The sequence below is a fragment of the Phormidesmis sp. 146-12 genome (assembly GCF_052939495.1).
Map to the genome: position 1 here is coordinate 26,065 of NZ_JBJPHS010000058.1, position 14,632 is coordinate 40,696.

General features: G+C 48.9%; 12 protein-coding genes. 4 read left to right on the forward strand and 8 right to left on the reverse strand.

The genetic code is table 11. From position 1 onward, the window contains the following. Nucleotides 1–74: 74 nt before the first annotated feature. From ACKFKF_RS21875 to ACKFKF_RS21900, 6 genes are all read right to left on the reverse strand, one after another. Nucleotides 75–1,436: an alkaline phosphatase family protein gene (locus ACKFKF_RS21875; protein WP_446869672.1), complete on the reverse strand. Its 1,362-nt coding sequence runs from the start codon at nucleotides 1,434–1,436 to the stop codon at nucleotides 75–77. Nucleotides 1,437–1,481: 45 nt separating this feature from the next. Further along, nucleotides 1,482–2,711 carry a metabolite traffic protein EboE gene (eboE, locus tag ACKFKF_RS21880; RefSeq protein ID WP_446869673.1) on the reverse strand — a complete coding sequence of 410 codons (1,230 nt, stop codon included), beginning with the start codon at nucleotides 2,709–2,711 and terminating at the stop codon, nucleotides 1,482–1,484. Nucleotides 2,712–3,014: 303 nt separating this feature from the next. Next, nucleotides 3,015–4,241, reverse strand: coding sequence for a 3-dehydroquinate synthase (locus tag ACKFKF_RS21885; RefSeq protein WP_446869674.1), 1,227 nt, complete (start codon nucleotides 4,239–4,241; stop codon nucleotides 3,015–3,017). Beyond that, a complete protein-coding gene (gene eboC, locus ACKFKF_RS21890) occupies nucleotides 4,242–5,180 on the reverse strand; it encodes a UbiA-like protein EboC (RefSeq protein WP_446869675.1) in 939 nt (312 codons plus the stop codon). It abuts the gene before it with no gap. A 53-nt stretch (nucleotides 5,181–5,233) separates the two neighbouring features. Beyond that, nucleotides 5,234–6,226, reverse strand: coding sequence for a TatD family hydrolase (locus ACKFKF_RS21895; protein WP_446869676.1), 993 nt, complete (start codon nucleotides 6,224–6,226; stop codon nucleotides 5,234–5,236). A 7-nt stretch (nucleotides 6,227–6,233) separates the two neighbouring features. Further along, nucleotides 6,234–7,148 (reverse strand): EboA domain-containing protein, encoded by a 915-nt coding sequence (locus ACKFKF_RS21900; protein ID WP_446859676.1) that lies wholly within the window; start codon nucleotides 7,146–7,148, stop codon nucleotides 6,234–6,236. 735 nt (nucleotides 7,149–7,883) lie between these two features. Here ACKFKF_RS21900 and ACKFKF_RS21905 point away from each other — a divergent pair. Next, complete coding sequence (locus ACKFKF_RS21905; RefSeq protein WP_446869677.1) at nucleotides 7,884–9,242, forward strand: NB-ARC domain-containing protein; 1,359 nt, start codon at nucleotides 7,884–7,886, stop codon at nucleotides 9,240–9,242. Between the two features lie 493 nt (nucleotides 9,243–9,735). Beyond that, nucleotides 9,736–10,140 carry a GFA family protein gene (locus ACKFKF_RS21910; RefSeq protein WP_446869678.1) on the forward strand — a complete coding sequence of 135 codons (405 nt, stop codon included), beginning with the start codon at nucleotides 9,736–9,738 and terminating at the stop codon, nucleotides 10,138–10,140. Nucleotides 10,141–10,226: 86 nt separating this feature from the next. Here ACKFKF_RS21910 and ACKFKF_RS21915 read toward each other — a convergent pair whose 3' ends face one another. After that, entirely contained in the window at nucleotides 10,227–11,735 is a 1,509-nt protein-coding gene (locus ACKFKF_RS21915; RefSeq protein WP_446869679.1) for an FAD-dependent oxidoreductase, read from the reverse strand. Nucleotides 11,736–12,162: 427 nt separating this feature from the next. Here ACKFKF_RS21915 and ACKFKF_RS21920 point away from each other — a divergent pair, with 427 nt between their 5' ends. After that, nucleotides 12,163–12,345: a hypothetical protein gene (locus ACKFKF_RS21920; RefSeq protein WP_446869680.1), complete on the forward strand. Its 183-nt coding sequence runs from the start codon at nucleotides 12,163–12,165 to the stop codon at nucleotides 12,343–12,345. A 39-nt stretch (nucleotides 12,346–12,384) separates the two neighbouring features. Continuing rightward, complete coding sequence (locus tag ACKFKF_RS21925; protein ID WP_446869681.1) at nucleotides 12,385–13,728, forward strand: cytochrome P450; 1,344 nt, start codon at nucleotides 12,385–12,387, stop codon at nucleotides 13,726–13,728. Between the two features lie 6 nt (nucleotides 13,729–13,734). Here the strand turns inward: ACKFKF_RS21925 and ACKFKF_RS21930 are convergent, their stop codons facing one another. After that, nucleotides 13,735–14,490 (reverse strand): class I SAM-dependent methyltransferase, encoded by a 756-nt coding sequence (locus ACKFKF_RS21930; protein WP_446869682.1) that lies wholly within the window; start codon nucleotides 14,488–14,490, stop codon nucleotides 13,735–13,737. Between the last annotated feature and the right edge of the window lie 142 nt (nucleotides 14,491–14,632).

A 14,632-nucleotide genomic window follows, 5' to 3' on the forward strand; every position in this document is an offset into this window, starting at 1 on the left:
CATTGATATAGCAATCCTATTTGAGTTGTGAGAATCCGGTTGAAACGGCTCTCCTGAAAGCGTTGTGTTTCAAGTCAAGCTAATAAGTGGTTTAAGATAAGGGCACAAATCTCAAGCGATGATATTGAAGAGTCTTGTAGTAGGTTACTTTGTGTCATCACCAGGGGGCGATCGCTGACAGAATTCGGTAAATGCCCATGCGATCCGCGCACTAATTCTGCCTCTAGCGGTGTCAGATCCATCAACGATCGCATCCCCAATTTGCGCTGGAATAATGTTTTGGCAACCTTGAGCTTGGGAAACCGAATCTGTGGATCAACGAATAGTTCTACCGGGTCATAGCCTGGTTTGCGGTGAATATCCACTGTGCGAGCAAAGTCAGGTGCTTTATGGTCGTCCAGCCAATAGTAATAGGTAAACCATGCCTCCGGTTTCGCAATGACCACTAACTCGCCCGATCGCGCATGGTCGAGGTGGTAGTCTCGTTTGCCTTGTTCATCCAAGACTCGTTCGACTCCGGGTGTTTGCTCTAGTAGCGTCTTGACCTGAGATAGCACTGCTGGATTGTTGACATACACATGGGCTATTTGATGATCTGCAACCGCAAACGCTTGACTCGCACCCGCATCGAGGAGTTCTAGACCTAGCTCTTCTCGAATTTGCAGCAGTCCTGCCGATCGCAACACTCGATTGAGGTGTACGGGTTGAGACACGGGCGTAATGCCATATTCAGAGAGAATGATTGGCTGGATGTTTCGTGCCTCGTAGAATTCAATCAAATCACCCACAACGGCATCGATTTCTTGCAGATCTTGGGCTGGACTCGAACCCATTTTTTGGGCGCAGTAATCCAGATGAGGCAGATAGACGAGCGAAAGCGTAGGACTAAAGTTTGTCTCGACCCATTTTGCTGAATTTGCAATCCACTGGGAGGAGTTGATCGTGGTCGCCGGGCCCCAAAATTTGAACAAGGGAAACTGTCCAAGTTCAGTCTGAAGTTTGGGGCGAAGCGCGGCTGGATGAGTGTGAATGTCAGGCAGTTTGCGTCCATCAGCGGGATACATAGGGCGCGGCGTGACTGCATAATCAACCGAGGAGTACATGTTGTACCACCAGAACAAATTAGCGCAGGTGAAAGTCGGATCGAGTTCTCTGGCCATGTCCCAAACTTTGGGAGCCTGCACCAGTTGATTAGACTGCCGCCAAAACTTGACCTCACACTCGTCTCGAAAGTACCAGCCGTTTGCCACGATGCCATGTTCGCTGGGATGCTTGCCTGTGAGATAAGTCGCCTGAACACTACAGGTTACAGCAGGCAAAATCGGCGTAATGGACGATCGCTGTCCCCGGTCTGCCCAGGCTGTTAATTTCGGCATGTTGGCACCCAGGCAGGTTGGAGTTAGTCCAACGACATTCAGGACGGCGGTTCTTTTCATGAGGGAGGAGGGAGGAAAGGGTTAATGTACTTCTGGTGAACTTTACTAGGCGGCGATCGCTGTCTTTAGTTGCTGTAAAACCCAGTTGTATTCTCGTTGGATCGAGACAGATAGATCAAGCTTGATGTCCGCGGGCAACACGTCCCAGGTGTAGGTTTCGATTTCGAGATGTGAACAGATGGGAGAGGTTTGCAGATAGTTTAATGTCTCGGTGAGGTGGGGTTGGGTCGATCGCAATCGTGGATAGTCTTGCAGAAAAATTGGGACATGGAAATGAGTACGCCATTCGGTTGCAGTGGTGGTCAGGAAGTCCGGTAAGGCTTGCTCCAGGTCGCGATACTGTTTGAGGGTGCCATCCTGTTGGCGAGCAATCACCTGGTGTAGATAGGTTGATTCGACAAATGAGGAGAGCCGTAGCGCGATCGCTTGACGTTCTGTTAGTTCAACGGGAATGGGAATTCTCACGGCTGAACTCAGTTGAACTTTGCTGATTTTAATTCCAGCGGTTTGTAGTTGACGCAGGGCGATCGCAGGTTCCTCATATTCCACGGCAAAATGACAGGTGTCGTAGCAAACCCGAATGTGGTTGCAAAGATGCTCAACGGCTTCATCGCGGGCAATTCCCAACTGTTGCTTTAGAACGGCACTACCGAGGGGACGCAGCCAGCGATCAAAGAAATCAATCACTTCTTGGGTGTTTTCTAATAGTCCATCTGGCTCTGGTTCTAGTCCGAGATGAATTAGCTTACCTGTCTCAGCATAGAGTTTGAACAGATCAACAACTAGCAGCGAAAGCGCCATTGTACTTGAGCGAAACGCCTGCTCCTTCTGCTCTGGCTTGTCTAAAAACCAGGGTTTGTAAGAGAGCGGCAACGTAGAAATGCTGCCTTCTACTCCGGGTGGCAACAACTCCGCGAGAATCTGCACTAGCCGCTGGGTGTACTCCAGTCGATCGCTCACCGTCCAGTCGGGCGCATAAACCTGATCTTTGACGACCTGATGATGGAAACTGCCATAGGGAAAGCCATTTAGCGTAAAGACATAAAGATCTTCTGCTGCTAACCAGGACTTAAATTGAGACAAGCGATCGCCCTGCAACAATTCTCGACTCGCGACATCTGCTAACCGTAAACCAATCCCAAACGGTTGATCTGGAGCGATCGCTTGTTTGAGTCGAGGCAAGTAGTCCTGAAGATTAGCCCAGACTTCTGCCCAGGTTTCACCGGGATGAATGTTGGTACAGTAAGTAAGATGGAACTGTTGATCAACTAGCATAAAATCTCCTATTAACAATTGTTGATTAAATAAAACCTTTCCTACCAACAATTATTGATTGAATAAAACCAACAATTGTAGGGTGTGTTGAGCCTCGCGAAACGCACCAATTTCAACCATCAAACGCACAATTCCAACTATCGAATCCACCAATTCCAACTATTGAACCCACCAATTCCAACCGCGAAACCTCACCGATGCGAAACCCACCAATTCCAACCGTCAAACCCACAGATTCCGATCGTTGGCCGCTTGAATTTGGTGCGTTTCGCAAGGCTCAACACACCCTACGCATAAACTTTCCTATTGGCTGACTTGCTTCTCACTCAATGCTGTCAGATAAGCGATCGCTTGCTGGTAAACGGATACCTCGACTTGATGGACTTCTATACCAGACCCAAGGCTAGTTAATAGCATCAATGTCAACTCTCCACCCAAATGTTCTCGAAATTCAGTTAACCCTCGAAACACAGACTGGGGATGTTCTGGCTCGTTTGAGAATGCGCCCAGTTCGGGAACAGATAGGTCAAATCCTAGCGACAGCAGCGTGTTGAGAATTCGTGTCCAATCGGTGGCTGGCAGCAGTCCGGCAAAGTAGGCATAGGTACTATCGAGCGCAATCCCGATCGCAACGGCTTCTCCATGCCGCAGGCGATAGTGCGTCAAGTACTCCAGTCGATGCGCTGCCCAATGTCCAAAGTCAAGGGGACGCGAGGAACCCATCTCAAACGGATCACCATAGCCGCCGATGTGTTGTAGGTGATGCTGACACGATCGATAGATAACTTGCTGCATTACAGACAGGTCACGGTTAACCAACGCACGAGCATTCGATTCAATGAATCTAAAAAATTGGACATCTCTGATGAGTGCAACTTTAACGGCTTCAACAATCCCAGAGATCCAGTCTCGCTGACTCAACGCCAGGAGAAAGTCGGAGTCGTTAATCACTGCATAAGGTGGTGTGAAGGTGCCAAGAAAGTTCTTTTTGCCAAAGGCATTCACGCTGTTTTTGACTCCAACTCCAGAGTCATCTTGAGCCAGTACCGTGGTTGGCACCCGCACCAGGCGCACACCGCGATGGGCAGTTGCCGCCGCATATCCTACTAGGTCGAGAACAGCACCGCCGCCGATCGCCACTACATAAGAATGCCGACACAGCCCAACCTCACTGATCAATTGCTGAATCTGTTTGACTAATGCTGGATCATTCTTAGACGCTTCTCCCCCAACTACCACCAATGGGTTAGCTTTGAGACTAACTTGGTTCTGGTAGCGATCGGTATACGCCACGATCTGTTCTAGTAGATAGGGATGTGAAGGGAGGAGTCCACTATCGACAATGACGATCGTCGCCGCAGGGTGATCAAGCTTTTCACTCTGCAACACATCAGCAAATAGAGGATTTTGTAACCGAAAAAGCCCACTCGTAAAGTGAACCGCGTAGTTGAACTGCACCGTCACAGATTGTTGTAGCGGCTGCAAAGTAGCGTCTAAAGATTGGGGTGGATTAGTCAGGCTGAGATTCATTTAGGTCACCGCGAACTGTTTGGCTAATAATCGAGAAATGGGAAGTAGACTCAAAATGGCAAATCCATAGATCCAGTGGCTAAAACTGGCAGCGATCGCGCTATCCAGGGCAATCAGAGAAATCACGCCCGATCGCACTGCAATCCGAATCAAGTCTGAACTAGGATTACGAGCCGCTTTCACAAATGCTGGAACTACTGAAGCACCCCAAAATCCGGCGAACGGCAACATTGACCACAAGTGAGCTGTATGGTCTTGCAACATAGAATTGGGCACCAGATTTAACCCAACTAATCCACCGCCCACGAGGGTTAGAAGACCCAGAGAAACACTTCCGGCGGTACGACTGCCACCATTAACTTCACCGCGACTAATGAGCGTAATCGCCGCAATGTATAGAACGGGAACGATCGCCAACAACCAGCGTTCTTGTAAAATGGTCGGCATTGCACTGATACCCAACAGCAAATTGCCCCCGCGACACAATCCCATGTTGAGCGACCCCATCCAGGCGGAATGTTTGCTCACAGAGTCATAGAGTAACGCCGCCAATGCGATCGCACCCGCAATCCCTGCACTCAACGCTGACACCTGAGCCGCTGCAATGATGCCGATCGCCAACAAACCAACACCCAACGCAATACCCTCCTGCACCGAACTGCGACCACTGGGAATCGGACGTTCGGGGCGCTCTACCGCATCCAATTTGGCATCAAACACATCGTTAAAGACAACGCCACCGCCATACAATCCCGTCGTTGCTAGTAGCAGCCAAAGTAAAGGCTGAAGGGTGGCGAGGTCAAGCATCCAATCAGCCGACAGAATCGCTAAACCTGCTGCCGCATAGCCTGCCAAAATATCGGCCCATGCCGTGACAATATTAGCAGGACGCATCATTTGAAGATACGCCACCACTCGATTCACTGTGTTTTGCGCCATCACGACTTCACCTCTGGTTGAATGCTGTGCAAAAGACTTAAACCGCAAAAGACCTAAATAATCACGATCGACCCGGCTCCCTCGACGATCGGTTCTTGCCCTCGCAGCACAGAGTTGTCCTCATAGAACTGTCGTTGATCAACAGGGTCTGGACTCAGCCAATCCGCTTCACTCATCTCACCGCTTTGACTGTAGGCTTCCAGCGCATTGTCATAACAAACCGCCTGCACACGAGCTTCCGAAATTCCGCGTTCGATCATCAGTTGAGCCGTCTTTGGCACCGCTAACGGATCGCTAATTCCCCAATCTGCGGCACTGTCTACAATGATTTTTTCAGACCCATACTGGCGAACAATTTCAGTCATTCGCTCATTGCCCATTTTGGTATGTGGATAGATCGAAAAAGCTGCCCAGAAACCGCGATCGAGAATGTCTTGCACCGTCTCTTCGTTAGTGTGATCAACAATGACGCGCTGTGGATCGATACCATGCTCCAGACAGACTTCCAGGCTTTGCAACGTCCCTTCTTTCTTGTTGCGATGAGGCGTATGAATCAGAACTAGCTTATCGAACTCTTTCGCCATTTCTAGTTGGAGTCGAAAGTACTTATCTTCTGCCGCAGTCATTGAGTCATAGCCAATCTCCCCGATCGCAACCACGCCTTCTTTGCAGAGGTACAAGGGCAGTAGGTTCATCACCTCATCGGCGATCGCTGGATTGTTAGCTTCTTTGGGATTGAGAGAAATGGTGCAATAGTGTCGGATGCCAAACTGTCCCGCTCGAAAGCGCTCCCACCCTACTAAACTGCTGAAGTAGTCCTGAAAGGTGCCAGCACTAGTGCGCGGTTGTCCCATCCAAAACGAGGGTTCGATGACTGCAACCACTCCGTACTGCTTCATCACAAGGTAATCGTAGGTCGTGCGGGCAGTCATGTGAATGTGAGGATCAATCCACATTGGGGTAGAGCGCGCAGGTTGAGAAGTATCTAACATAGAATGACCGGATTGAGGGTAAGCGATCGAGCCGTTAAACGAACGGGTGAACATTGAAAAATTAGCGAAGGGCGGCTTGCTGTTCTAGTTGCTTTTCGTAGATAATTTTCCAGGTCAAAGTTCCTGAGCGAACTAGCGCTTCCAGTGCAGGGTAGGGAGCTAGTAGATCAAGCGCGATCGAGTGCCCTGATTGAATGCAAGCTAACCCGATCGCGTGTTGTTGAACCGGATTGGATGTGCAGAGAGCCTGCTTTAAGTCGGCAACCATTGTTCCATCCACAAAGGGAACAACCAGCCGCCACAATTCTGGAGTCACGTTTCGATGAGCCGCCCACCGCTCGTGAACATAGTCCATCAACATTCGCGACAGGGTAGCATTGGCTCGATCGTCCAGTTCCCAAATCGGATAGAGCGGACTACCGACAAAGATGGCTTTCAGCACTAACTGATTCCAGGTCGCTTCGTCAAACTGTCGAGCCGGATAGGAATTCCAGAGCGCAATCGCATTAAACACTGCGGTAATGTGGCTGCGAAATCCTTCTAATGCCCAATACTGATAGCGATCGCCATAGGGCAACAGCGGCAACGTCTGATGAAGGGCGACCGCTTCTGGAATGCCTGCCGTGGGGTAAAGCTTTTCTAATAGGGGACTCAGCAAACCCTCTTCTGCTTGGGGAAGACTGAGCAACAGCAGCGATCGGGCTGCCTGATCCACACTCCATTGCCCAGGAGACCAGCCCGGACACAGCAAGCTTGCGGTTTGCAGTTCCGCCTCGTTTAACAGCAGATCCCGTTTGCCAACTCGACGGGGAAGGGTACTAAACGCCGTCAAAAAAGTGCGTTCCGAAAAATTTTGGCGAGACTGTGCGATCGTAGAACTGAGCGCCTCAAAAGCTTCGGAAGTTAGGCGCTGAGATAGCCACCCATGCAGCAGATTTCGAGTTTTGCTGGCACCTTCGGTAGAAAGACCGACCATACGTTTCCCTAACTGATTCAGATACCAGTTAATCTAGTGGCATGACCGTAATAATCCCTAATTTTTGAACAGAACTGTTGAAAAATTCATAGAGAATAAAGGGGTTGATCGCCCTGAATATCAGCAGTCAGGCTATGTCTCCAGCCTAATTCACGTCCGTACTGACCTGACTTGACCGCCCAAAAAGTGCTTTATCTTAACTTTAAGAATCTGCGATCGCACTTACGTTATTGTCTCAGTCCCAATGTCTCAGTCCCAATGTCTCAGTCCCAATTCGATGAGCCGACTTTATTGTTTCAGTTTGGCGTTATTCAGTTGTGAATGCAGCCTCAAAATTCATAGCGAGTCATTGTGTAGTAATTGAAACTTACCTAATTAGAGTGTTGAAGGCTACTTCGATTGAATTCTCTCTTGATAAGAGAGGTTAGTGTCTTGCAATACTATAGCCGCTTAAATTTGTCTATTGTCAAACAACGAAGTGCAGCAATAAAGCTCCCAAACAGTTTCCGAACCTTCGTCCGAAGAAGACACGAACATTGTTAGCAGATTTTCATACTTCCTTCGAGGGTACGAAGTGCAGAGCTATACCGTTGATTCTGCAGGACTTCTTAGCCTTTTTGATGCTCCAGATTAAAGTTTTTATTCTTTTTCAAAAGTCATTGCATAACCTGCTTAACAACGCGCCCATCTGATTAATAGGGTACTTTAACCCTGCTCTATTCCTAGGAAGGTAATATGACTCAGGAAGAAGCCTTAGAGAAGATTAAGTTAGCGTTATCCCCCGCAATTCTCAGTGAATTACAGATTGATATTTTCCGCAGAACCTGGAATCAGCAGTCGTATCAAAAAATTGCGCGGGAATCAAATCATGAACATAGCTATATTAAAGATGTCGGTGCAGAACTATGGAAACTACTTTCGCAAACGCTAGGGACTAAAGTCACAAAGCTAAATTTGCAGGAAACGCTGACTCAGATTCTGCAACAGAGACAAATCCCACACGCTAGGCGAGTACATTGGGGTGAAGCGGTAGATGTGTCTCAATTTTTTGGACGGCAGGGTGAACTCACGACTTTGGAACAGTGGGTGACGCAAGAACGTTGCCGATTGATTGTGATCGCTGGCATGGGCGGCATGGGCAAAACAATGCTGGTGACGCAGTTGGCACAGCAACTCGCCGATCAATTTGAGATTGTGGTGTGGCGATCGCTGCGTCATGCGCCCCCGCCTGCTGATTTTCTAACCGAATTACTCCAGACTCTTGTACCCGAACAACCCACTCGACTTAATGTAGCATTACGACCCTTGCTGGAAAAGCTGCGATCGTCACGCTGTCTGCTGATCCTGGATAACATTGAGACCGTTCTAGCAAGCAATGAATTCGTAGGCACTTACCGACCTGGGTACGAAGAGTATAGCGAGTTGTTTCGGCAGCTCGGAAAAGTGCAGCATCAGAGTTGTGTCCTGCTGACCAGTCGCGAAATTCCAACCGAGATTGCCGTGCATGAAGGGATTACAGCCCCGATTCGATTACTTCGATTAAAGCCGCTATGCGCTGAAGCAGGACAAACCATTTTGGCAGCGAAAGGGCTAGAGGGTCTAGAACAGTCGATGCAGAAATTAATTGAGCGGTATCATGGAAATCCACTGATGCTTGAAGTGATCGCAACGCCGCTCAAAGACTTATTCGGGGGCGACATTGAGGCTTTTCTCGCTCAAGAGACGCTGTTATTTAACGACATTAGTCGATTACTCAAACCACAGTTCGATCGCCTGACTTTGCTCGAACGGCAGGTGATGTATTGGCTTGCAATCCATCGTGAACCTATGACTGCAAAACAGCTACAAAGTAATTTGTTACCCTCTGTGTCTCTAGTTGCCCTACAGGATGCGTTAATTTCACTGGAGCGACGCTCTCTCATCGAGAAGGCGAAGCCTGTGCTGGCAGAAGCAAGATACCTTCAGCCGCTGATCGTCATGGAATATGTGAGTGGACACTCGATCGAACAGAATTGGCAAGAGACTGAGCAAGCCCAAACGATTGATTTTAGAAATCATGCCTTGCTGAAATTGCAGGCAAACGGAAAAAGATGATGCAGTTCTACACGTCCCTGCTGTTATGCCGCTCAGGTTATCGGTAAGGTGCAATCCATAACTTCAAGTCCTCATTATGGCAAATGAGAGAGTGGGTTGAAGCTGCATCTAGGAAAGGTTTTTACGGTTGAACCGATGCTAAACGAAGGGACTGATGAGCTTAGATTTCTCGCGGATCATTGGACTGTGATTACGAAAGACAAAAAACTCTCTGCTCAGTTTGAACATACAGTCGCCGTTACAGAGGAAGGCGTAGAGATCTTAACGCTTGCTTAAATGTTAGAGAAGCAGTGCTTTCAATAAGGCTTTGGGTAACAGGCACGATCACCGCATAAATCGATGCAACGGTCTGTTGAGGGTCTTCCCGTCTTGATCTACAGCCGTTGAACTTGTCGTTAGATGCTACAGAGAGAATCGGTATTCGGACTTGTTTTACACAAGATCGCCGTTAGAACCTGTAAACTTTTCAGAGATAACTTCTTGAGAGCTTGTGATGATCAAAACCTTTATCGGAAGCTGCCATTGCGGCGCGGTTCGATTCGAAGCCGACATCGACCTGAGTTTGGGTACAAACAAATGTAACTGCTCGATTTGCACGAAAACGCGGAATTGGAACGCCCTCATTAAGCCTAGTGCTTTCCGACTGCTATCCGGTGAGAGTGACTTAAGTGACTACCAGTTCGGGTCAAAGATCGGACATCATCTTTTTTGCAAACACTGCGGCGTGCGCTCATTTGCACGCGGGCATCTTGAACAGATTGGCGGAGACTACATTACCGTCCAGTTGTCTGTCCTTGACAATGCCGATCCAGCGGAAATCGCTGAAGCACTCGTTCGATTTACTGATGGTCGTAACAACAACTGGGATGCACTTCCAGCCGAGGTAAGGCATTTATAGCGATCGCTGATCTCGTAGGATGTGTGACAGCATAATGCACCATCTTAGTTACTTTGTAGAAAGCGATCGCGATTAGCCGTCTCAAATCAGCGCTGTAGAAGCTGCACTACAATTCCCAAAAGCCCAATGAAACCCATCCAACTCATTCCAGAGAGAATGCGGGACGTGCGCTGCTCGCTCAACCACAGCTCTCGGTACGAATATTGAGGATCGCGAACCGAAAACGCGATCGGGGGACTGATAAAGGGCAACACTTTGCTCAACCCGAAGCGGATCATAGAACCCATGAACCAAAGTTTTGTTCGCAGTGGAGCCTGATTATATTGCCAAGGAGCCGCAATTTGAACTAGGCGAACCAGCCCTTCAACATCCGGCGATCGCTCGGTTTCGTAGACCGGGAGCGATCGCGCCAAATCGTCCTCGTGTTCCGACAGGACTTGATGCAAAACATACACATCTTCCAAGGCAGAATTGACACCCTGTCCAATATCAGGCGGAAAGCAGTGAGCCGCATCCCCTAGAAGTAGAACGCCTGACACAGACCTATCATTCGGTTTTGGCGGGCAAGGTAGAAGATAATGGAGTCCCGAACAAAACTGAGGGATTGGGAACGCTCCCCCTTCGCTTTCGGCAAACCGATCAGCTTCTTGGAGCGGAATGAATTGACGGAGTGGGAGTTGAGGAAAAGCAGATTCGAGAAAATTCAGGACTTCTTCGCCTGTTTTCAACTGCCAAAGTTGGTGATCTGCCCAATTGATCAACATGGCAGGTCGGGGCACATCTTGATCTTTAATTGGCAGTAATCCCAGTGACAGAGCACGTCTGCGCTCTCGAAACTTCCCACGAATGCCATAGGATTGAGTAGACACGGCGTGATTTTTTGCTTCCGCATCTAGGGGAAAGTTTGGCGGTAGGCGTAATGCTTTGTATCGTAAGCCAGAACTGGGTGAAGGGAGTTGCTGAACTTCAAATTTGCCAGAATCATCCCAAGTATTCAGGGTTGAACGAACGATCGATTGAATCCCATCACATCCAATCAGAAGCGTTGGCTGAAATCGTTCTAGCACAGAAGAATTTTCGGATTCAACAATGACTTCTAGCGTTTCTACAGTGTCTTCGATTGTTTTGTTAATCGCAACACAGCGGCGATTGAATAACACTGTAATCTGATGCGCCCAATGGTGTTCGATTTCTTGATACAGCAACTGTAAAAAAGCGCTGCGGAATAACCAGTAGGCAGGTTTTGGATCATTGAAAGACTGCTTGATTGTTTTGCGATCGCCATTTGGCTGGATGCGAGTGATCTGAAATTCTGACGCTAGAACACCAATCTTCGAGAGCGGCTCAGTCAAACCGAGCAAATCTGTAAGTTGCTGACCGCGAGCATCAATTAAGTAGTTAAATGACTTGTCTGGCTCATAGTCATTTGCTGCCCTTCGTCTTTCTAAAACCGTGATTTCAGTCCAGCCTCTTTTTGCTAACATGAGCGCAGTTGCGAGTCCTGCGGGTCCACCTCCGACAATGAGAACATTTCGACGCGAGGCAGAACACTGTGGCGGCTGTTGCTGAATGTTGGTGGTGGTAAAATGGCTCATGCGACCTCCATCTATCACAATACTTTTTGAATGTCTACTTCCGAATGAACTATCACATTGAAGTTTGATGAGTAACATCCCCACATGGGTCGAGGTTGCTACCCTGTTGTAGACGCAAACTTCGCCCGAACATTCGCTCTACCTGTTTACTTGTTCGTTTATTAATATTCTCGCTCACGCTACTAGCACAAATCAGTCTAAAATTTTAGGACTCTACCAGACATTTGCAGATGACGATCTCCAACAGTTTCCCAACCTGTGTTCTGAGGACATTGAATGGTGTGTCAACGGTCCCATCTAGCTCAAAAAATGCCAAACCTTTTACGGCAGAGCGGGCGTTCAAGACTTTCTCGACATTCTAGCGCTCACTTGGCAATTCAATCTTTTTGAGCCGCGTCAGTTCATTCAGGAGGGTTCAATTGTAGCGGTGCTAGGCGAAGAATCTGGATGCGGCTGCCTTCGGCAACAGCGAAGCTCCCGACAGTCTGGCATTCCCTTCCAAAACCGTTGGGCGCATGTGTTTGATGTGCAGGATCACGCGATCGTTCGATTTCGAGAATTCCTGTGTCACTGGACGGGCGATCAGCAACCGCCACCCATGAGTTGGTAGAGTTTGAAGCCATTATTTAAGCGTAGGAGATTCCCTCAGATGCCCCTCCCCAACGTTCTCAAAACGTCGCCTTTGTTGCAAAAACTACAATGGATACTTGACCCTGTTCAGTACATGGAATCCGCAGCACAGCAGTATCCCGATTTATTCACCGCGCAAATTGTTGGATTCGGAGACACCTTTGTATTTGTGCAGCACCCCGAAGCCATTCAAGCCATTCTCACTCAAGACCATACAAAGTTTTTTGCAAGCGGCAAAGACAATGCTCTCCTGCAACCGTTGGTTGGAGAACAGTCTTTGTTCCTTTTAGAAGGGCAAGACCATCGACAGCAGCGACAACTCCTCGTCCCCCCCTTTCACGGCAATCGGCTTCAAACCTACGCACAGCAAATTTGCAGCTTAACTCAAACCCTACTGAGCCAACTCTCGCCTCAGCAACCTTTCCTCGCCCGGACGCTAATGCACCAACTCACCTTAGAAATTATCATTCAAGTCGTCTTTGGACTGTCCCACGGCGATCAATATCACCATCTCAAACAATCGCTGACTGCACTGACGGATTTCTTCCGTTCTCCTGCGACGGCGAGCTTTCTGTTTATCCCTAGCTTTCAAAAAGATTTTGGAACCTGGACACCTTGGGGGCGATTTATCCAGACCCGTCAGCAAATTGATGCCTTGCTGTTTGCTGAAATTGCCGATCGTCGCGCCCATCCCAATCCCGATCGCACCGATATTCTCTCAATGCTCCTGCTGACCCAGGACGAAACGGGACAGCCGATGAGCGATCGCGCCCTACGTGATGCGCTCATGACCCTGTTACTTGCAGGTCACGAAACCACGGCTTCTGCTCTCGCTTGGGGACTCTATTGGATTCATAAAACGCCAGGGGTGCGAGAAAAACTGCGGTACGAACTGCATAGCCTCGACGAGAATGCAAATCCGCTTGAAATTGCCCGATTGCCCTATCTCAATGCGGTCTGCTCTGAAACCTTGAGAATTACCCCGGTTGCAATGCTCACGTTTCCCAGAGTCGTCCAAGAACCCCTCGAACTGCTCGGATATGAGTTAGAGGTGGACACGATCGTCATGGGGTGTATTTATCTCTTGCATCAGCGTCCAGAGTTGTATCCCGATCCGAAAGCATTTAAGCCAGAGCGGTTTCTTGATCGATCCTTTTCCCCTTATGAATTTCTAGCATTTGGGAGTGGTGCCCGCCGTTGTGTCGGGGATGCGCTAGCCATGTTGGAGTTGAAGCTGGTTTTAGCCACCCTGGTTTCTCAGGCTGAATTGGAGTTAGTAGATTCTCAGCCCGAATTAATGCGCCGTCGAGGAGTCACCCTGACCCCAGCCCGTGGAGTCAAGATGCGCTTAGGCGATTGTTAAAGACTTCTAATCTAGGACTGTTCGCCTTGCATACCAAGCATGAAAGAAAAGAGTCTGAAAGAACAATACAGGGGAATCAAAACCGCCAGATTCGATGATAGACGCGACTTCGTGAGGAGGGAGTACAGCAGCATTCCGACCATGAGAGTCGAGGAATTGTTGAATATCCTTATCTGGATATTCGGCATACTTCAGCATCCGAGTCCACATCTCGCGCAAGCTTTGATAGTCTGAAGTAAACATATCGGAAGCCAAATCCGCGCTCACCAAATACCCTTGAGGGCGAAGTCGTGCAGCAATTTGACTGAAAAATTCTCGTCTCTGGGCTTGCTGCATGAAGAAGTGAGAAACTAGTAGGGAAGTCGCTGCATCGAATGGCTCTGATGCAGGCAATGAATCGAGGTAGCCTTCGTGCCAGGTGCAACGGGATGCAACTCCACAGGCTTCCGCTTTCCGACGACAAGTATTAAGCATCGCAGTAGCAGGCTCGATCGCTGTGAATTGCCACTGTGGAAATTCTTGAGCCAGATAAATCAATTCCAATCCAGTTCCGACCCCAACACAGAGGACTCGCGCGTTTGCAGGAAGTTCAGAAAGAACCAGGCGGGTTAGTAAATGAAGCGTGTCGCGCAGTGGAGCTACTTTAGCGGCTCTCGTGTCGTAGGTCGAAACACGCGCTTCGTCAAAGACAGTAGCGGCTCTCGTGTCGTAGGTCGAAGCACGCGCTTCGTCAGAGACAATTGATTGCTCTTGATTCTGCATGAGACAGTGAATAATCAGGTTCTTGCTATTCTACACGATCGCTATGAATCAGAACGGCTGATACCGAACGGAAAAGTAGAAGCCATTAGGGGCTTGCGGAGAAATAAACTCCCAGTCATTCTAGAAGCAAGCAGAAACGCGG